This window comes from Crenobacter intestini, from assembly GCF_004919095.1.
In the GTDB taxonomy this organism is placed as follows: domain Bacteria; phylum Pseudomonadota; class Gammaproteobacteria; order Burkholderiales; family Chromobacteriaceae; genus Craterilacuibacter; species Craterilacuibacter intestini.
On record NZ_STGJ01000008.1, the window covers coordinates 131403 to 147750 of the forward strand.

Consider the following 16348-nt stretch of genomic DNA (forward strand, 5'->3'; position numbering starts at 1 on the left):
CCAGATGAAAAAGCATGTGCTGCTATTGGTGGCCGCGCTGGGCGCGGCCATGCCGGCACTGGCGGCCGAGTTCAAGTTCGGCTATGTGAAGATCGAGCGTATCTACAGCGAATCGGCGCCGGCCTTGGCCGCGCAGAAGAAGCTCGAGCGCGAGTTCGCGCCGCGCGAGACCGAGCTCAAGCGGATGGCCGAGCGGGCGAAGGCCCTGCAGGCGCAGCTTGGCAAGAAAATCGACGACGCGGCGCGGCGCGCGCAGGAGCGCGAGCTCTCCGCGCTCGAGCGCGAGTACCAGGCCAAACTGCGAGAATTCCGCGACGATTTGAACCAGCGCCGCAATGAGGAATTCGCATCGGTGCAGGAGCGGGCCAACCGCATCGTGCGACTGATCGCCGAGCGCGAGCAGTACGACCTGATCCTGCAGGACGCGGTCTACGTGAACCCCAAGCTCGACATCACGCCGAGGGTGCTCAAGGAACTCGAACGCTGAGCGGCCTTTATTAGTGACCACAGCCCGCCGCTGGCGGGCTTAACAGCGAGAGCCGACGCAAGTCGGCTTTGTTGCGCAAGATGAAACTGACCGAAATCATCGCCGCCCTGGGGGGCGAACTCATCGGGGACGACCGCGAGGTCGCGTGCCTCGCGCCGCTCGCCGGCGCCGGCGAAGGCGAGATCACCTTCCTCGCCAACCCCAAGTACCGCAAGGACCTCGACGCGTCGGGCGCCTCGTGCGTGATCGTGCGCGAGGACATGCAGGCGGCCGCCGCACGGGACGGGCGCAGCCTGATTATCGCCGCCAACCCCTACCTTTACTTCGCGCGCGTCGCCGCCTTGCTGAACCCGGCGCCTGTGGCCATCGGCGGCGTGCACGCAAGCGCGGTGGTCGACGAGACCGCCTGCGTCGCCGCGTCCGCCGAGATCGGCGCCAACGTGGTGGTCGGCGCGCGTGCCGTCGTCGGCGAGCGCTGCCGCCTGTTGCCCGGCACCGTGGTCGGCGACGACGTGACGATCGGCGACGACACCACGCTCTACGCCAACGTGACCGTCTACCATGGCTGCGTGATCGGCGCGCGCGTCGGCATCCATTCGGGCACCGTGATCGGCGCCGACGGCTTCGGCCTCGCCTGGGACAAGGACCACTGGTTCAAGATCCCGCAGACCGGCCGCGTGCTGATCGAGGACGACGTCGAAATCGGCGCCAACACCACCATCGACCGCGGTGCGCTCGCCGATACGGTGATCCGCCGCGGCGCCAAGATCGACAACCTGGTGCAGATCGCGCACAACTGCGAGATCGGCGAACACACCGCGATCGCCGGCTGTACCGGCATCGCCGGGTCGACCCGCGTCGGCGCGCGCTGCACGCTGGGCGGCGCGGTGATGATGGTCGGCCATATCGAGATTGCCGACGGCACCCATATCGGCGGCGGCACGCTGGTCTCCAAGTCGATCAAGAAACCCGACAACTACGCGTCGAGCTACCCGATGTCGACCGCCAAGGAGTGGATGGCCAACGCCGTCCACCTGCGCCACCTGGACGCGCTCGCCGGCCGCGTCAAGTCGCTGGAAAAGCGCCTGGCCGCCGAGCCGGCCTCCTCTACACCGCAACAAGGAAAAGAACAATGAACGAAGCCGTGACCATCGACGTGCGCGAGATCATGCGCCACCTGCCGCACCGCTACCCCTTCTTGCTGGTCGACCGCGTTCTCGACTTCGAGGCGAACACCCGCATCCGCGCGATCAAGAACGTGACCATTAACGAGCCGTTCTTCGTCGGCCATTTCGCCGACTACCCGGTGATGCCGGGCGTCTTGATCATCGAGGCGCTGGCGCAGGCAGCCGGCATCCTGTCGATCAAGAGCGCGGGCGGCCGTGCCGAAAACGAGCTGTACTTCTTCGTCGGCATCGACAAGGCGCGCTTCAAGCGCCAGGTGGTGCCGGGCGACCAGCTCGTGTTCGAGGTCGAGCAGCTGCAGGCCAAGCGCGGCATCGCCAAATACAGCGCGCGCGCGCTGGTCGACGGCCAGGTCGCGTGCGAAGCCGAGATCATGTGCGCGAAGCGGGAGGTGTAAGCATGGCCATCCATCCGACAGCGATCGTCGACGCGCGCGCAAAGATCGCCGACGACGTCGAGATCGGCGCGTATTCGATCATCGGCCCCGACGTCGAGATCGGCGCGGGCAGCTGGGTCGGCCCGCACGTGGTGATCGAGGGGCATACTCGCATCGGCCGCGGCAACCGCATCTTCCAGTTCTGCTCGCTGGGCGCCGCCCCGCAGGACAAGAAGTACGCCGGCGAACCGACCCGCCTCGAGATCGGTGACAACAACACCATCCGTGAATTCTGCACCTTCAACCTGGGGACCGCGCAGGACGTCGGCGTCACCCGGGTCGGCGACGACAACTGGATCATGGCCTACGTGCACCTCGCGCACGACTGCCAGGTCGGCAACAAGACCATCTTCGCCAACAACACCACGCTGGCGGGCCATGTGCACGTCGGCGACTGGGTGATCCTGGGCGGCTTCACCAGCGTGCACCAGTTCAGCGTGATCGGCGAGCACGCGATGACCGCGTTCGCAAGCGCGGTGACGCAGGACGTGCCGCCGTTCGTGATGGCCGCCGGCAACCGCGCCGAGCCTGCCGGCATCAACAGCGAAGGGCTCAAGCGCCGCGGCTTCTCCCCCGAGGCGATCCGCGCGGTGAAGAACGCGTACAAGGCGCTGTACCGCAAGGGGCTGACGCTGGACGAGGCCAAGGCCGAGATCGCCGCCCTGGCGGCGGCCCAGCCCGAGCTTGCCGCCTTCGACCGCTTCTTCGCGCAATCGGCGCGCGGGATCATCCGCTGACAATGCCGCTCTTCGAAAAACCGGGCGCGCTGAAGGTCGCGATGGTCGCGGGCGAGGCGTCCGGCGACGTGCTGGGCGCCCACCTGATCGACGCGATCCGCGCGCGGCACCCGAACGCCGAGTTCGCCGGCATCGGCGGGCCGCGCATGGTCGCGCGCGGCCTGAAGACGCAGGTGCCGCAGGAGCGGCTCGCCGTGCGCGGCTACCTCGAGGTGCTGCGCCGGCTGCCCGAATTGCTGGGCATCCGCCGCCGCCTGAAGCAGGCCTTGCTGGCCGAGCGCCCGCAGGTGTTCGTCGGCATCGACGCGCCGGACTTCAACCTTGGGCTTGAAAAAAAGCTGAAGGCAGCCGGCATCCCGACCGTCCATTACGTGAGCCCTTCGGTGTGGGCGTGGCGGCCCGAGCGGGTCGCGCGCATCGGCGAGTCGGTGTCGCGCATGCTGTGCCTGTTCCCGATGGAGCCGCCGCTGTATGAGAAGTACGGCGTGCCGGTGACCTTCGTCGGCCATCCGCTCGCGCACGAGGTGCCGATGATGCCCGACGCGCGCGCGATGCGCGAGCAACTCGGCCTGCCGCGGGCGGCGCCGGTGTTCGCGCTGTTGCCGGGCTCGCGGGTGTCCGAACTCGACTACATGGCGCCGCCTTACCTGGCGGCCGCGCGCTTGCTGCTCGCCGAGTTTCCCGACGCGACCTTCCTGGTGCCGCTGGCGACCCGCGCGACAATGGCGCGCTTCGACGAGATCGTCGCGCGCTGCAAGGCGCACGATTTGCCGATCAGAAAGCTGATCGGCCACGCGCAGATGGCGATGATCGCCAGCGACGTGGTGCTGGTCACCAGCGGCACGGCCACGCTGGAAGTCGCGCTGACCAAGCGGCCGATGGTGATCGCCTACAAGCTCTCGGCGCTGACCTACCGCATCGTCAAGCGCAAGATCCGCCTGCCGTGGGTCGGGCTGCCCAACATCCTGGCCGGCCGCCCGCTGGTGCCGGAGTTGCTGCAGCACGACGCGACGCCGGAGAAACTCGCGGCCGAAGTGTCGCGGATCTGGCACGACAAGGCCTACCAGGCCGAACTCAATGCCGAGTTCACCCGCCTGCACGAGAGCCTGCTCGCCGACACCGACCAGCTTGCCGCCGGCGCGGTGCTGGAGGTCGCCCGGTGAGCACGCTGCTGATCGCCGGGGTGGACGAGGCGGGCAGGGGGCCGCTGGCCGGCAATGTAGTCGCCGCCGCGGTGATCCTCGACCCTGCGCGGCCGATCGCGGGGCTCGCCGACTCCAAGAAGCTATCCGAGGCGAAGCGTGACGCGCTGGCGCCCCTGATCCGCGAACAGGCGCTGGCCTGGTGCGTCGCCGAGGCAAGCGTCGCCGAGATCGACACGCTGAACATCCTGCACGCGACCATGCTCGCGATGCGGCGCGCCGTCGAAGGCCTTGGCGTGACGCCGCAGGAAGTGCTGATCGACGGCAATCGCGTGCCCAAGGGTTTGTTGGTGCCCGCGCGCGCCATCGTCAAGGGCGACGCGCTGGAGCCGGCGATCTCGGCGGCTTCCATCCTCGCCAAGACGGTGCGCGACGCGCAGCTGCATGAGCTTGACGCGCGCCATCCCGGTTACGGTTTCGCCCGCCACAAGGGCTACCCGACGGCCGAGCACCTGGCGGCGATCGAGCGGCTGGGGGTGTTGCCTGAGCACCGCAAGAGCTTCGGTCCGGTGCGCCGCCTGCTGGATGCGGCGCAGGGTTCGCTGTTCTGAATGCGCAAGCATTGTTTCGAGCCGGTCGTCGACCCGCATACCCGCGTGCTGGTGGTCGGCTCCTTGCCGGGCGATGCCTCACTCTCTGCCGCCGAGTACTACGCGCACCCGCGTAACGCGTTCTGGCCGATCATGGCCGAGCTGACCCTCACCCCCGACCTCGTATCCCGACCTTACGCTGAGCGGCTCGCCTGCCTGCTCGCACACGGGGTCGGCCTGTGGGACGTGGTCGGCAGCGCCAGGCGGGCGGGTAGCCTGGATGCGGCCATGCGCGACGTGGCGGCCAACGATCTCACCGCGCTGTGCGCGCGCCTGCCTTCGCTCGTCGCGGTCGCCTGCAACGGGGCGGCCGCGTACGCGGGGGCTTGGCGCCAGTTGGCGCAGGCCATTCCCTGCATCGCGCTGCCGTCGACCAGCCCCGCGCACGCGCGCCCCTTCGCCGAAAAGCTCGCCGCCTGGCAGCAAGGGCTGGCGCCGCTATTGCATTAATGTCTCGGGTATTTGATTACAGGCAAACATCAATGCATTAGCCGGATTGGATTCGGCGGCTATCTATATAATCCTTTTTGATTAATTATGGATTTGCTGTAACGCAAGATAGATAGGGGCCACCTGTGAAAATCAACCAGCCCGTCACCCAGAACCGGGTGCCATTTCCTGCCGAGTGCTACCTGGTCTCCAAGACCGACCTTAAAGGCGTGATCACCTACGCCAACGACGCCTTCGTCGAAATCAGCGGTTTCAGCCGCGAAGAGCTGATCGGCAAGAGCCATAACATCGTCCGCCATCCTGACATGCCGCCGCAGGCGTTTGGGGACTTGTGGTCGACGGTCAAGGGCGGGCACCCGTGGCGCGGCCTCGTCAAGAACCGCTGCAAGAACGGCGACTATTACTGGGTCGAGGCCTTCGTCGTCCCGGTCAAGCGTGACGGGCAGGTGATCGGCTATATGTCGGTGCGCACGCCGCCAGCCGAGGACGCGGTCGCCCGCGCCGAAGCGGCGTACGCGTCGCTGCGCGCCGAGCCCAAGCGGCCCTTGCCCAAACAAAAGCGCTTCTGGTCCGACCTTGGGCTGAAGACCAGGGTGTGGGCGGCGATGGGGGTGGTGGTGCTTTGCTGCGCCGGGGCGGCCATGCAGGGGATGTTCACGCTCGAGCGCAACCAGCGCGAGATGGCCGAACTGTACGAGCAGGAAATGCTCCCTGCGATGCAGGTGGACCGGGTTATGTTCCTGCTCGCCGACAACCGTTCGCAGATGATGCTGGCCCTGCAGCACGACCCGGCCACGGCTGTAGCGGCGCTGCATGAGCACGAGGTGGTCCAGCATGTCGACGCCACGCTGGCCAACCGCGCCAAGATCAACGAGACGCTGCAGCAACTGGCCAAGCCCGGGCTGTCCGAAGAGGAAGTTCGCATGCTGGACGCCTTCTCGGCGACGCGCGAGCGCTACTCCAAGGAGGGCATCAGTGTGATGCGCGACCTGATCAAGGCCGGCCAGTTCGCCGAGGCGAACAAGGTGTTGCTCGTGAATGTGAACCCCTTGTACGCACAGATGCAAAACGACGGGCAGGCGCTGGTCGACACCTTCAAGCAGCACGCTCAGGAACGCTACGAACAGGCCAGCGCCGTGAATGATCGTGCGCGCTGGCTGCAGTTGGGCGCGCTACTCGGCGCGGTGCTGGTCGCGCTGATCTCGGGCCTGATGTTGACGCGCTCGATCGTCGTGCCGATCCGGCGGGTTATGGCGTATTTCGACCGCATCGCCGAAGGCAAGCTGACCGACCGCATCGAGATCGACGGCCGTAACGAGACCGGCGTGCTGCAGGCGGACCTCGCGGTGATGCAGGCGACGCTGAAGGCGATGCTCGACGAGATCCACGCCTGCGCGCGGCAGATCAACGCGCGCTGCGCCGAACTTGACGCGCGCACCGACGAGGTGGTCGAGCAGTCGAGCCGCCAGCAGGGCGACGCGGTCGCGGTGGCGTCGGTGACCGAGGAGTTCACCCAGTCTATCCAGGAAGTCGCCGGCCATGCCGGCGATGCGGCCGGTGCCGCGCAGCGTACGCTTGCGCAGGTGCGGCAGACGCGCGAGAGCATCGGTGTGGGCATGGCCGCGACCGAACGCGTAGTGGTGGCGGTGGACGCGTCAAGCCGCACCATCGAACGGCTGAACCAGTCGATCGGGCGGATCGGCGACATGACGCAGGTGATCGCCGAGATCGCGAGCCAGACCAACTTGCTCGCACTGAACGCGGCGATCGAGGCGGCGCGCGCGGGCGAGCAGGGCCGCGGCTTCGCGGTGGTGGCCGACGAGGTGAGGAAGCTTGCCGAGCGCACCACCACGTCGACCGGCGAGATCGGCCAGACCGTCAAGGACATCGAGCAGGTCACGCAAGAGGCGGTCGCGGCGATGGAAGAGGCCGTGCGCGAGGTGAATGCCGGCATCGGCGGCCTGCGCACCAGCGTGGGCGAACTGGACGGCGTGACCAGCGCGTCCGAGCAGGTCTCGCAGATGGCCGAGCAGATTTCCGCGGCGGCCAGCCAGCAGAGTGTCGCCAGTGACGATGTCGCGCAGAGCATGCAGCGGATCAGCCTGCTGGTCGAGTCGAATACCCTGACCGTTCACCTGGCCAAGCACGAGGCCGACGAAGTCCGCGAGCAGGCGAAGGTGCTGCAAAAACTGATCGGCGAATTCAAGCTGCACGAGCGTTGAGCGTGCAAGGCCCGGCGGCGCTCGCCGCCGGGTCGGCTTAGCCCTTCTTCAGGAAGCAGGTCTTCAGCATCAGCCCCTTGATCTTGTCGTTGCGGCACTCGACATGCTCGTCGTCGTCCTCGCTGACGCGGATGTTCTTGAAAACGGTGCCGCGCTTGATCACGGCCGACGAACCCTTGACCTTCAGGTCCTTGATCACCGTCACCGTGTCGCCGCTTTGCAGCAGGTTGCCGTTGCTGTCACGAATGTCCATTGTGCTTACCTCGCGGGTTGTTGAGGCACCATTATAAATAACGGGCGTGGCTTTTACGTTCTATTAGTCTATTTAGTTATATTCATGCCCGGCCGGCAGGTGCTTTGCCCGCTGCATGGCGCACGGGCGGACAGTACGGGGCGTTTGCCTTATCATGCCGGCCTGTCCTTGAAACGCGGGAATCCTCATGACTGAACAAACCGCCGGTCAACGGCAAGCGTGGCGCGCGGCTTGCGCACTGTCTGACGCGCTGCGCGCGCGGCTGCCCGAGGCCATCGGCGCGCAAAAGGGGCTGAAGACCGGCAAGCCCCTCTACGAAGTGCAGAAAATCGGCGGCGAGCAGGTCGCGCTCGCGCTGAGCGTGCCCCTGATGGCGCGCGAGAACCGCCGCGACGTCGAAGTCGCGTGGATCAATGTCCAGGTGAGCGTCGCCGGCAACGGCCTGCCGCTGACGGCAGGCGGCGTTCCTGTCGCCGAAGCCGTCGTGCACGTCGCGCACTGGGCGTGCGAGTTTAGCTTCGAGTACGACGCGTATATCGGCTTCCCGGCGACGGCATGGCAGCCGTGGGCGGCGATCGAGGGCGGCCGTGTGCGCTGGGACGAGTCCGAGTCGCCGTACGGCGACGAATGGCTGTACACGCTGCCGCTGGCAGCGCTCTGCGACGCTGCCGCGATCGACGCGCTTGTCGTGGCGCCGGTGCTCGCGGCCCTGACCCGCGGCGAGTGCGCCTACCCGCTGCCCGGGCAACTGTCCTACGCAGCGGTGGCAACGGACGACGGCACCGACCTGCGCGTCGGCGCCTGAGTGTGCGGGCCATGCGTGCGGCATGGCGGTTGCGGTGCTAAGATCGCAAGCATTTGCCCTGTTTTTCCGCCGCCATGACTCCGTTCCTGTTGTCGCAGTTGTGCATCGCGCTGGCCATGTGCTTCGACGCGATGACTTTCCAGTTCCGGCAGCGCCGCCATGTGGTGTACTGCCTCGTCTGCGCCAACGTGCTCATCGGCGTGCACTTCGGCCTGCTCGGGCACTGGACGGCGCTGCTGATGATGGCGCTCGCCGCCACGCGCAACCTGGTCAGCCTGCGTGGGCCGTCGCGTCGCCTGATGTGGGTGTTCGTGTCGTTGACGGTGGCCGCGGTCGCCGCCACCTGGGCCGGACCCTTGAGCCTGCTGGGCGGTGCCGCCGCGCTATTGCCCAACTTCGCGATGTTCAGCCGCTCCGACAAGCGCATGCGCGTGCTGATCATGGTAAGCACGCTGATCTGGATCACGCATAACGCGGCGATCGGCTCGCCGATGGCGGTGCTGATGGAGGTGCTGTTCCTCGGCGGCAACCTGGTCGGTTACTACCGCTTCTACCTGCGTGGCCAAAAACCGCGCGTTTCTATCTGACAATCGATGAATCCAACTTCCGGCGTTCCCCTGGCGGGGATCGCGCTCTCCGTATTGGCCTCGGTGCTGTTCGCGGTGCTCTCGGGCTATACCCTGCTGCTCGCGCCGCTCTCTGGCATGTCTATCTTCGCGTGGCGGGTGCTGTTCACCGTGCCTGGCGCCTTGCTGCTGTTGCACGTGCGCCAGCAGTGGCCGGCGTTTTCGGCCCTGCTTGCGCGTTTCCGCAACGAGCCGCACCTGTGGTGGGCGCTGCCCGCGCTCGCTGCGCTGTTCGGTGTGCAGCAATGGCTGTTCATGTGGGCGCCGGTCAACGGCGAGGCGATGTCGGTGGCGATGGGTTACTTCCTGTTGCCGCTGACCATGGTATTGTTCGGGCGCGTGCTCTACCGCGAGCACCTGTACCGCATGCAGTGGCTGGCGGTCGCCTGCGCGCTCGCGGGCGTGCTGCACGAGTTGTGGCTGACGCGCGCGCTGGCGTGGCCGACCCTGGTGGTCGCGCTGGGTTACCCGCCTTACTTCGTGCTGCGCCGCTGGGTGAAGCTCGAGCCCTTGACCGGCTTCACGCTCGAGATGCTGCTGCTGCTGCCGTTTGCCCTGTGGATGCTGAGGCTGGAGGCGCCCTCGAGCATCGCCGTGCTCGAGCACGGCCGCTTCTGGCTGCTGCTGCCGGGTTTGGGCCTGATCAGTACCGTCGCGCTGTTGTGCTACCTCGCGTCGAGCCGGTTGTTGCCGCTGGGGATGATGGGGATTCTGGGTTACGTTGAGCCGGTGCTACTCTTCATGCTGGCGATCACGGTGATGGGCGAGCCGATGACCCCGGCGCGGCTGTTGACCTACGGCCCGATCTGGCTGGCGGTCGTGCTGACGGTGCTGCATATCGCGCACCGCCAGCGCCTCTTCAGCCTGGGCTGGCTTACTGCCAGGGGTGTCCTTCGAGGTAGGCGGCGATCTGGCTGATCTCGGCCGCCGTCGGTTGGCGGATTTGGCCGCCGGCCTTTTGCATGTAGGCCTGCATGTGCTTGAGGATGCCCGGCCACGCCAGGGGCGGCTCGCGCCCCGGTAGCGGCGCACGGTGGCACTGGCTGCAGTACTCGCCGGTGAGCCGCGCGCCCGCAGTGAGGTCGCGTCCGGGCAGCGGCGCCGGGGCGCTGTTCATCATGCCGCCACCCATCATGCCCGGGGTCATGCCCTGCGGCATGGCTTGTGCGGGCGGAACCTGCGCGCCAGCGTGGGCGGTGAGCGCCGCGAGCATGGCCGCGCAGGCGAGTAGCCGCTGTACTTTCTTCATCATGCCTCCTCAGGGTTTCGGGCAGACGCCGACGCGCTTGGCCTGGTAGCGGTGGGTCAGCGTCATCGGCTTGCCGTCGACGGTCTGGGTGAAACTCGCGCCGCCGCTGTAGCTGTTTGGCCCGTAGCGGATTTCGCCTTGCGCGCTCATACGGCCTTGCTTGTTGTCGCAATGCATGCGCCAGCGGGTGATGTCGCCGTCGCGGCGGCTGTCGTCGAGCGTGCAGCCCTGCATCTGCGGCAGCGGGTGTTCGGTCTTGGCCAGTTGTTCGGCGGTGAAGCACTGTTCGACGCGCATCGGCGGGATGGGGCCGGGGTGGCCGGGGACCGTCACTTCAGTGGTGATCTCCCACAGGCCGGGCTGCATGGTCGGGGCAGCGTACGCTGCAGGGGCGAGGGCGGCGGCGAACAGGGCGGGAATGAGGGCGCGCATAGTCTTCTCCTGATGGTTGACCTACACGGTATGGGTGCCGACTAGCCGCTTGTCAATCTTGGCGGGCTGTAAAATCTCTTCTGCATACTACTTGTCTTGCAATAGCGTTTTTATAAAATATGTGGCGGTTTCGTTTTTGTTTTTTGAGCGATGTCACTGTGCATGACTTGTGGCGCGTGTTGCGCCAGTTTCCGGGTGTCCTTTTACTGGGCGGAAGCCGACGACGGCGGTGGCACGGTGCCGGCTGCCCTGACCGAGCCGCTCGACCCTTGGCGTCGCTGCATGGTCGGTACCTGGTCGGACGCGCCGCGGTGCGCCGCGCTGCAAGGCGAAGTCGGCCAGCAGGTTGGTTGCGCGGTCTATGCGCAGCGCCCGTCGGTGTGCCGGCAACTGGAAGAGGGTAGCGCGCAGTGCCAAAAGGCCCGCGCGCGCTGGCGCCTGGCCGAGCCCGAGCCTGAGCCTGCCTGAAATGAGAAACCGCCCCTCGGGGCGGTTTGGGGTTTGCGGAGCAGCGCTTACTGCGCGATCTGCGCCTTGGCCTTCAGCGACTGGATGTACGACTCGATCATCTGGCCCTGCACGCGCTGGGTCAGTTGCGGGCGGATCGAATCCAGCGGCGGCAGCGACTCTTCCTTCACGTCCTCCAGCTGGATCACGTGGTAGCCGAAGTCGGTCTTCACCGGCGTCGCGGTGACCTGGCCCTTGGAGAGCTTGGCGAGCGCGTCGCCGAACGGCTTGACGTAGACGTCCGGTGCGCTCCAGCCCAGCTCGCCGCCTTGCTGCGCGCTGCCCGGGTCCTGCGACTTTTCCTTCGCCAGCTGCGCGAACGGCTTGCCCTTGCGCAGCGCGTCGATCACCGCGTTCGCCTCGGCCTCGCTCTTGACGAGGATGTGGCGCGCCTTGAACTGCTTCTTGGCCGGCATCTGCGCCTTTAGCGCGTCGTATTCGGCCCGCAGCTTGGCATCGGTTACCGGGTTGCGCTTCACATGGTCGCGCAGCAGCGCGTCGGCCAGCGTCATCGCCTGCAGGTTGTCCAGTTGGGCGCGCACGGCCGGCTGCTTGTCGATGCCGCGCTTGAGCGCTTCCTGGCGCAAGACTTCGGCAGTAATCAGCTGGTCGACCACCTGTTGCGGCGCGGCCTGTCCCCCTTGTGCCTGCATCATCTCGCCGGCGGCGCGGATGCGCTCCGGGCTGATCGCCTGGCCGTTCACCGAGGCGGCAAAGGCCTGGCCGGACAGCATGGCCGCGAGGGCCAGCGCGAGCTTGGTTTTCTTCATGTGTGTTCCTGCTTTCTTGTTATCGGGGTGTGGATTCGTCGGGCGTGTGCGCGCTGATCGCCAGCGCGTGGATGCGCCCCTGCATCATGTCGCCCAGCGAGTCGTACACCAGGCGGTGGCGCGCGACGCGCCCGAGCGTTTCGAACGCGACGCTGACGATGGTCAGCCGGTAGTGGCCGCCATCGCGCGCGCCGGCGTGGCCGGCGTGGCGCGCGCTCTCGTCGTCGATTTCAACGAGGGACGGCGACAGCGCGGCGAGCCGTTCGTGCATCAGGCTGACGGTGTCGCTCATGCGGGCAGCACCCGCTTGAAGGGTTGCACCTCGACGCGCGCGTAGACGCCGGCGGCAACGTAGGGGTCGGCGCCCGCCCAGGCTTGCGCGTCGGCAAGCGACGCGAACTCGGCGACGATCAGGCTGCCCGCGAAGCCGGCGGGGCCGGGGTCGGCCGCGTCGATCGCCGGGCAGGGGCCGGCCAGCACCAGACGGCCCTCGTCCTGCAGGGCGGTCAGGCGCGCAAGGTGCGCCGGGCGCGCCGCGAGGCGGTTTTCCAGCGAACCGGGCACGTCGATGCCGTGGATCATGTAAAGCATTATTCCTTGTTCTCCATATGGCGCGTGAGGTAGAGGCTCTGCGCGACGACAAAGGCGAACATCAGCCCCATGCCGCCGAACAGCTTGAAATTGACCCAGGTCTCTTCGCTGAAGCTGAACGCGACCCACAGGTTGAGCGTGCCCATGAACGCGAAGAAGGCGATCCACGCGAGGTTCAGCCGCGTCCATGCCGCGTCGGGCAGCGACACCTGTTCCTTCATCAGCGCGCGGATGCCGTTCTTGCCGGCGAACTGGCCGAGCAAGAGGCCGCCACCCATCGCCCAATAGAGCAGGGTCGGCTTCCACATGATGAACTGCTTGTCGTGCAGCAAGAGCGTCGCGCCGCCGAGCACCACGATCAGCGCGAGGCTGACCCACTGCATGGTGTCGACCTTGCGGTGGCGGAAGTAGGCGTAGCCGACGGCGATGGCGGTCGCGACGATGGCGACGGCGGTCGCGCTGAAGATGTCGCGGGTGAACCAGTAGGTGGCGAAAAAGAGGAGGACGGGGAGCAGGTCGGAGAGTATTTTCATTCCGGCGATTATGTGGTCATGGGCCGCGTGTGACAAGGCACGCGGCCGCGGGTTCAACGTTCAGCGCGCTTGCGGTCGGTCGGTCTTGCGGATCACCGACAGGGCGGTGGCGACGGTGCCGGCGATGTCGCCCGCGTTGGCCGGCAAGAGAAGCGTGTTGCCTTCCTTGGCCAGCTTGGCGAAGGCGTCGACATATTGTTCGGCGACCTTCAGGTTGACCGCCTCGAGGCCGCCCGGCGTGGCGATCGCGGTGCCGACGGTGGTCAGCGCGTGCGCGGTCGCGTCGGCGACCAGGCGCAGCGCCTCGGCTTCGCCCTGCGCGGTGTTGATCGCCGCCTGGCGCTCGCCCTCGGACTTCTGGATCGCCGCCTCGCGCTGGCCGGTGGCAATATTGATCTGTTCCTGCTTGCGGCCCTCGGACGCGGCGATCAGCGCGCGCTTCTCGCGCTCGGCGGTGATCTGCTGCTGCATCGCGTGCAGGATCTCCTGCGGCGGCACCAGGTCCTTGATCTCGTAGCGCAGCACCTTCACCCCCCAGCTGACCGCCGCCTCGTCCAGCGCAGCGACCACCGACGCGTTGATCTCGTCGCGCTCCTCGAAGGTCTTGTCCAGCTCCATCTTGCCGATCACCGAGCGCAGCGTGGTCTGCGCAAGCTGGGTGATCGCCATGATGTAGTCGCTCGAGCCGTAGCTCGCGCGTTGCGGGTCGGTCACCTGGAAGTACAGGATGCCGTCGACCTTGAGCTGGGTGTTGTCCTTGGTGATGCAGATCTGGCTGGGCACATCCAGCGGGATCTCCTTCAGGCTGTGCCGGTACGCGACGCGGTCGACAAAGGGGATGATGATGTTGAGCCCCGGTGACAACACCGCGTGGAAGCGGCCGAGCCGCTCGATGACTTGCGCGCTTTGCTGGGGGACCACGCGCACCGCCTGCAGCACGAAGACGAGGGCGGCGACCAGTAGGACTAGGCTGGTGATCATGGCTTGGGTTCCTTGGTGACTGGCCGGATAAGCAAAAGGTTGCCGTCGCGTCCGACGATCTGCGCGTGGGTGCAGTCTCCGCCCTCACCGCTGGCCGCCTTGGCCTGCCATAGCGCGCCGCGGTAGCGCACCGACGCGTACGCGCCCTGCCAGTTGACAACCTCGACGCGCTCGCCGAGGTCCAGGTCGTCGGCGGCGGGTGAATGGCGCGGTTTCCTGCGCTTGAGCAATACCAGCACGCCGAGCAGGGCGGCGGCACTCGCGCCGACCAGTTGCACGGCCAGCGTAGCGCCCGCGAAGGCGAGCAGGCCGCCTGCGGCGAAGGCGACGGCGAAGACCAGCAGGTAGAAGGTGCCGGTGAGGAACTCGCCGATCAGCGCGGCGAGCGCGAGGCTGAGCCAGATTCCGGGTGTCATGTCTGTCGCGCGAGAGTGGATGACACTATTGTGGACTGCGCCACCCGCCACGGCAATTGCCGCGTTTGGGCGCGTGCGCTTTTGGCGCTAGACTCGCGCCATGCAAGAAATCGTGGTGCCTGGCGAGGCCGAAATCGAAATCCGCAACAGCCGCTTCATCGGCTACCTCTGCAAGGTCACATCGCGCGCCGACGCGCAGGCCGTCCTCGCGGACATCCGCGCGCGCCACCCGGGCGCGCGCCATGTGTGCTGGGTGCTGCTCGCCGGCGGCGAGTCGGGCATGAACGACGACGGCGAGCCCGCCGGCACCGCCGCGCGGCCGATCTACCTCGTGCTGCAGCACCACGCGCTCGCCAACGTGCTGGCGGTGGTGGTGCGCTACTTCGGCGGCGTGCGCCTGGGCGCCGGCGGCCTGGTGCGCGCGTACACGCAGGCGACGGTCGCCGCGCTCGCGCAAGCGCGCCTTGAGGCCGTGCGTGCGCAAAGCACGCTGCGGCTGCGTTGCCCGTTCGCGCTGGAGGATGGCTTGCGCCGCTACTGCGCGCGTGCGGGCGGCGACGTGCTGGCGGCCGACTACGGCGAGGCGGTCGTGTTGTCCGTGCGGGTGGCCGCCGACGAGGTGCCGCGCTACCGGCAAGACTTGCCCGATGCGTTTGCCGGCGCTGTCGAGTTTGTAGACTCGCCTTGAATCCTGCGCGCGCGTTCGCCATGATTTCTGGATAAAGAGGGCGCCCCTCGCGTGTAGCGCCCCGGAGGAGACCATGCCGCGCTGCCGCCTGCTGACCCGCGCCGACTTTGACGGGCTCGCCTCGGCGATCCTGCTCGAGGCGCTGACCGTGACCGACCGTTTCGATTTCGTGCACGCCGCCGACGTGCGCAACGGCAAGCTGCGCCCGGGGCCGGGCGACGTCACCGTCAACCTGCCTTGCGTGGCGGACGTGCACCTCGCCTTCTCGCGCGAGCCTTGCGAGGGCACGTCCGGCGCGTGGGTGGTCGATACGGCCGCGCCTTCTTGCGCGCGCCTGATCTGCCGCCATTTCGACGTGAGCCCCGAAGGGCTGGGGGTCGACCCTGCGCTTGTCGACGCGGTCGATCTGGCCGTCGCCGGCGGCCTTGGCGTCGCCGACGTGCTCAACCCGCAAGGCTGGCTGCTGCTGGACGCGATCACCGACGCGCACAGCGGGCTGGGCCGGCTGCACCACTTCGCGGTCGGCAACCTCGCGCTGATGCGCGCGCTGGTCGGCTATTGCCGCGACCATACCCTGTCCGAGGTGCTCAACCTGCCGGATGTGGCCGAGCGCATCGAGGCGCTGCAAGGCGCGCAGGCCGCCGCGCGCGAGCAGGTCCTGCGCTGCGCGCGGGTGTTCGGCGACTGCGTGCTGGTCGACTTGCGCGCCGAGGCAGTCATCCACCCGGCCAGCCGCTACCTCGTGTACGCGCTGTTTCCGGCGGCGAGGTTTGCGCTGTCGGTGTACTGGGGACGGCTGGGGGCCAACACGGTGCTCGCGCTGGGCCGTTCGATCTTCGCGCCGGGTGCCGGGCGCGACGTGGCGGCGCTGCTCGCGCCCCTGGGCGGCGGCGGGCACGCGGCCGCCGGCACCTGCCAGGTCGCCAACAGCGACGCCGATGAGGCGCTGGCGCGGCTGCTGATGGCCCTCGACGCGGGTGGCGTGATGGCAAGCGCATAACTTGACGTGATGAATCTCGATTTGAAGAAAACAGGTTGACGCGGCGCCGGCGGCCGCGTTAAGGTTGTCGGGAATTGTGCTTGCGCGCCTCAAGGGCGGCGCAGGGGAAGTTGCAAACGGGCGCCGGGGTCGGCGCCCGTTTCTTTATGGGGCCCCCGTTTTTTTGAATCCCGTTACTTACCCTGAGG

Annotated in this window: 23 protein-coding genes; 14 read left to right on the top strand and 9 right to left on the bottom strand. The window is 67.4% G+C overall.

The features are described 5' to 3' along the window. The first annotated feature begins 4 nt into the window (after positions 1–4). The 8 genes from E5K04_RS08740 to E5K04_RS08775 all read left to right on the top strand — a co-directional run bounded on the left by E5K04_RS08740 (position 5) and on the right by E5K04_RS08775 (position 7309). On the top strand, positions 5–487 hold the full coding sequence (locus E5K04_RS08740; protein ID WP_136553080.1) for an OmpH family outer membrane protein: 483 nt from the start codon (positions 5–7) through the stop codon (positions 485–487). Between the two features lie 80 nt (positions 488–567). Further along, on the top strand, positions 568–1623 hold the full coding sequence (lpxD, locus tag E5K04_RS08745; RefSeq protein WP_136553082.1) for a UDP-3-O-(3-hydroxymyristoyl)glucosamine N-acyltransferase: 1056 nt from the start codon (positions 568–570) through the stop codon (positions 1621–1623). Beyond that, positions 1620–2069 carry a 3-hydroxyacyl-ACP dehydratase FabZ gene (gene fabZ, locus E5K04_RS08750; protein ID WP_136553084.1) on the top strand — a complete coding sequence of 150 codons (450 nt, stop codon included), beginning with the start codon at positions 1620–1622 and terminating at the stop codon, positions 2067–2069. Before lpxD ends, fabZ begins: the two co-directional genes overlap by 4 nt. A 2-nt stretch (positions 2070–2071) precedes the next feature. Further along, positions 2072–2845, top strand: a complete 774-nt coding sequence (gene lpxA, locus E5K04_RS08755) for an acyl-ACP--UDP-N-acetylglucosamine O-acyltransferase (RefSeq protein ID WP_136553086.1) — start codon at positions 2072–2074, stop codon at positions 2843–2845. Positions 2846–2847: 2 nt separating this feature from the next. After that, complete coding sequence (lpxB, locus tag E5K04_RS08760) at positions 2848–4008, top strand: lipid-A-disaccharide synthase (RefSeq protein ID WP_205700331.1); 1161 nt, start codon at positions 2848–2850, stop codon at positions 4006–4008. Further along, a complete protein-coding gene (gene rnhB / locus E5K04_RS08765; RefSeq protein WP_235844313.1) occupies positions 4005–4598 on the top strand; it encodes a ribonuclease HII in 594 nt (197 codons plus the stop codon). Before lpxB ends, rnhB begins: the two co-directional genes overlap by 4 nt. After that, on the top strand, positions 4599–5087 hold the full coding sequence (locus E5K04_RS08770) for a DNA-deoxyinosine glycosylase (protein WP_136553090.1): 489 nt from the start codon (positions 4599–4601) through the stop codon (positions 5085–5087). A 125-nt stretch (positions 5088–5212) separates the two neighbouring features. Continuing rightward, positions 5213–7309, top strand: coding sequence for a methyl-accepting chemotaxis protein (locus E5K04_RS08775; RefSeq protein WP_136553092.1), 2097 nt, complete (start codon positions 5213–5215; stop codon positions 7307–7309). A gap of 37 nt (positions 7310–7346) precedes the next feature. On the opposite strand, the gene E5K04_RS08780 is transcribed toward E5K04_RS08775, so the two are convergent. Then, on the bottom strand, positions 7347–7562 hold the full coding sequence (locus E5K04_RS08780) for an alkylphosphonate utilization protein (RefSeq protein WP_136553094.1): 216 nt from the start codon (positions 7560–7562) through the stop codon (positions 7347–7349). 187 nt (positions 7563–7749) lie between these two features. Between E5K04_RS08780 and E5K04_RS08785 the strand changes: the two genes are divergently transcribed. The 3 genes from E5K04_RS08785 to rarD all read left to right on the top strand — a co-directional run bounded on the left by E5K04_RS08785 (position 7750) and on the right by rarD (position 9911). Further along, complete coding sequence (locus tag E5K04_RS08785) at positions 7750–8367, top strand: hypothetical protein (RefSeq protein WP_136553096.1); 618 nt, start codon at positions 7750–7752, stop codon at positions 8365–8367. Positions 8368–8441: 74 nt separating this feature from the next. Beyond that, on the top strand, positions 8442–8954 hold the full coding sequence (locus E5K04_RS08790) for a YgjV family protein (protein WP_136553099.1): 513 nt from the start codon (positions 8442–8444) through the stop codon (positions 8952–8954). A gap of 6 nt (positions 8955–8960) precedes the next feature. Then, positions 8961–9911: an EamA family transporter RarD gene (gene rarD / locus E5K04_RS08795; RefSeq protein ID WP_136553101.1), complete on the top strand. Its 951-nt coding sequence runs from the start codon at positions 8961–8963 to the stop codon at positions 9909–9911. Here rarD and E5K04_RS08800 read toward each other — a convergent pair. Further along, positions 9868–10242 carry a c-type cytochrome gene (locus E5K04_RS08800; RefSeq protein WP_136553103.1) on the bottom strand — a complete coding sequence of 125 codons (375 nt, stop codon included), beginning with the start codon at positions 10240–10242 and terminating at the stop codon, positions 9868–9870. The genes rarD and E5K04_RS08800 overlap by 44 nt on opposite strands. Positions 10243–10251: 9 nt before the next feature. Continuing rightward, positions 10252–10674, bottom strand: coding sequence for a DUF3617 domain-containing protein (locus tag E5K04_RS08805; protein WP_136553105.1), 423 nt, complete (start codon positions 10672–10674; stop codon positions 10252–10254). Positions 10675–10836: 162 nt separating this feature from the next. Between E5K04_RS08805 and E5K04_RS08810 the strand changes: the two genes are divergently transcribed. Beyond that, entirely contained in the window at positions 10837–11142 is a 306-nt protein-coding gene (locus E5K04_RS08810) for a YkgJ family cysteine cluster protein (protein ID WP_268907634.1), read from the top strand. Between the two features lie 47 nt (positions 11143–11189). Here E5K04_RS08810 and E5K04_RS08815 read toward each other — a convergent pair whose 3' ends face one another. From E5K04_RS08815 to E5K04_RS08840, 6 genes are read right to left on the bottom strand one after another with little or no spacing between them, the layout of a single operon-like run. Next, entirely contained in the window at positions 11190–11951 is a 762-nt protein-coding gene (locus tag E5K04_RS08815) for a foldase protein PrsA (protein ID WP_136553110.1), read from the bottom strand. A 19-nt stretch (positions 11952–11970) separates the two neighbouring features. Beyond that, positions 11971–12243: a BolA family protein gene (locus E5K04_RS08820; RefSeq protein WP_136553113.1), complete on the bottom strand. Its 273-nt coding sequence runs from the start codon at positions 12241–12243 to the stop codon at positions 11971–11973. Then, positions 12240–12542 carry a YciI family protein gene (locus E5K04_RS08825; RefSeq protein WP_136553115.1) on the bottom strand — a complete coding sequence of 101 codons (303 nt, stop codon included), beginning with the start codon at positions 12540–12542 and terminating at the stop codon, positions 12240–12242. Before E5K04_RS08825 ends, E5K04_RS08820 begins: the two co-directional genes overlap by 4 nt. Further along, positions 12542–13075: a septation protein A gene (locus E5K04_RS08830; protein ID WP_136553117.1), complete on the bottom strand. Its 534-nt coding sequence runs from the start codon at positions 13073–13075 to the stop codon at positions 12542–12544. Before E5K04_RS08830 ends, E5K04_RS08825 begins: the two co-directional genes overlap by 1 nt. Before the next feature lie 60 nt (positions 13076–13135). Continuing rightward, complete coding sequence (locus E5K04_RS08835) at positions 13136–14056, bottom strand: SPFH domain-containing protein (RefSeq protein WP_136553119.1); 921 nt, start codon at positions 14054–14056, stop codon at positions 13136–13138. Next, on the bottom strand, positions 14053–14472 hold the full coding sequence (locus E5K04_RS08840; protein WP_136553122.1) for an NfeD family protein: 420 nt from the start codon (positions 14470–14472) through the stop codon (positions 14053–14055). The genes E5K04_RS08835 and E5K04_RS08840 overlap by 4 nt, the downstream gene beginning before the upstream one ends. A gap of 100 nt (positions 14473–14572) precedes the next feature. Between E5K04_RS08840 and E5K04_RS08845 the strand changes: the two genes are divergently transcribed. Beyond that, positions 14573–15160: an IMPACT family protein gene (locus E5K04_RS08845; protein WP_136553124.1), complete on the top strand. Its 588-nt coding sequence runs from the start codon at positions 14573–14575 to the stop codon at positions 15158–15160. A 73-nt stretch (positions 15161–15233) separates the two neighbouring features. Further along, positions 15234–16160, top strand: a complete 927-nt coding sequence (locus E5K04_RS08850) for an exopolyphosphatase (RefSeq protein WP_136553126.1) — start codon at positions 15234–15236, stop codon at positions 16158–16160. Positions 16161–16348 lie beyond the last annotated feature (188 nt).

Bases quoted from the DNA above. Each gene is read 5' to 3' on its own strand.
- E5K04_RS08820 (WP_136553113.1), bottom strand. From the start codon at position 12,243: ATGAGCGACACCGTCAGCCTGATGCACGAACGGCTCGCCGCGCTGTCG.
- lpxB (WP_205700331.1), top strand. From the start codon at position 2,848: ATGCCGCTCTTCGAAAAACCGGGCGCGCTGAAGGTCGCGATGGTCGCG.
- E5K04_RS08805 (WP_136553105.1), bottom strand. From the start codon at position 10,674: ATGCGCGCCCTCATTCCCGCCCTGTTCGCCGCCGCCCTCGCCCCTGCA.
- E5K04_RS08830 (WP_136553117.1), bottom strand. From the start codon at position 13,075: ATGAAAATACTCTCCGACCTGCTCCCCGTCCTCCTCTTTTTCGCCACC.
- E5K04_RS08790 (WP_136553099.1), top strand. From the start codon at position 8,442: ATGACTCCGTTCCTGTTGTCGCAGTTGTGCATCGCGCTGGCCATGTGC.
- lpxA (WP_136553086.1), top strand. From the start codon at position 2,072: ATGGCCATCCATCCGACAGCGATCGTCGACGCGCGCGCAAAGATCGCC.
- rarD (WP_136553101.1), top strand. From the start codon at position 8,961: ATGAATCCAACTTCCGGCGTTCCCCTGGCGGGGATCGCGCTCTCCGTA.
- E5K04_RS08770 (WP_136553090.1), top strand. From the start codon at position 4,599: ATGCGCAAGCATTGTTTCGAGCCGGTCGTCGACCCGCATACCCGCGTG.
- E5K04_RS08825 (WP_136553115.1), bottom strand. From the start codon at position 12,542: ATGCTTTACATGATCCACGGCATCGACGTGCCCGGTTCGCTGGAAAAC.
- E5K04_RS08845 (WP_136553124.1), top strand. From the start codon at position 14,573: ATGCAAGAAATCGTGGTGCCTGGCGAGGCCGAAATCGAAATCCGCAAC.
- E5K04_RS08810 (WP_268907634.1), top strand. From the start codon at position 10,837: ATGACTTGTGGCGCGTGTTGCGCCAGTTTCCGGGTGTCCTTTTACTGG.
- E5K04_RS08835 (WP_136553119.1), bottom strand. From the start codon at position 14,056: ATGATCACCAGCCTAGTCCTACTGGTCGCCGCCCTCGTCTTCGTGCTG.
- E5K04_RS08840 (WP_136553122.1), bottom strand. From the start codon at position 14,472: ATGACACCCGGAATCTGGCTCAGCCTCGCGCTCGCCGCGCTGATCGGC.
- E5K04_RS08740 (WP_136553080.1), top strand. From the start codon at position 5: ATGAAAAAGCATGTGCTGCTATTGGTGGCCGCGCTGGGCGCGGCCATG.
- lpxD (WP_136553082.1), top strand. From the start codon at position 568: ATGAAACTGACCGAAATCATCGCCGCCCTGGGGGGCGAACTCATCGGG.
- E5K04_RS08815 (WP_136553110.1), bottom strand. From the start codon at position 11,951: ATGAAGAAAACCAAGCTCGCGCTGGCCCTCGCGGCCATGCTGTCCGGC.
- E5K04_RS08850 (WP_136553126.1), top strand. From the start codon at position 15,234: ATGCCGCGCTGCCGCCTGCTGACCCGCGCCGACTTTGACGGGCTCGCC.
- E5K04_RS08780 (WP_136553094.1), bottom strand. From the start codon at position 7,562: ATGGACATTCGTGACAGCAACGGCAACCTGCTGCAAAGCGGCGACACG.
- E5K04_RS08800 (WP_136553103.1), bottom strand. From the start codon at position 10,242: ATGAAGAAAGTACAGCGGCTACTCGCCTGCGCGGCCATGCTCGCGGCG.
- E5K04_RS08785 (WP_136553096.1), top strand. From the start codon at position 7,750: ATGACTGAACAAACCGCCGGTCAACGGCAAGCGTGGCGCGCGGCTTGC.
- fabZ (WP_136553084.1), top strand. From the start codon at position 1,620: ATGAACGAAGCCGTGACCATCGACGTGCGCGAGATCATGCGCCACCTG.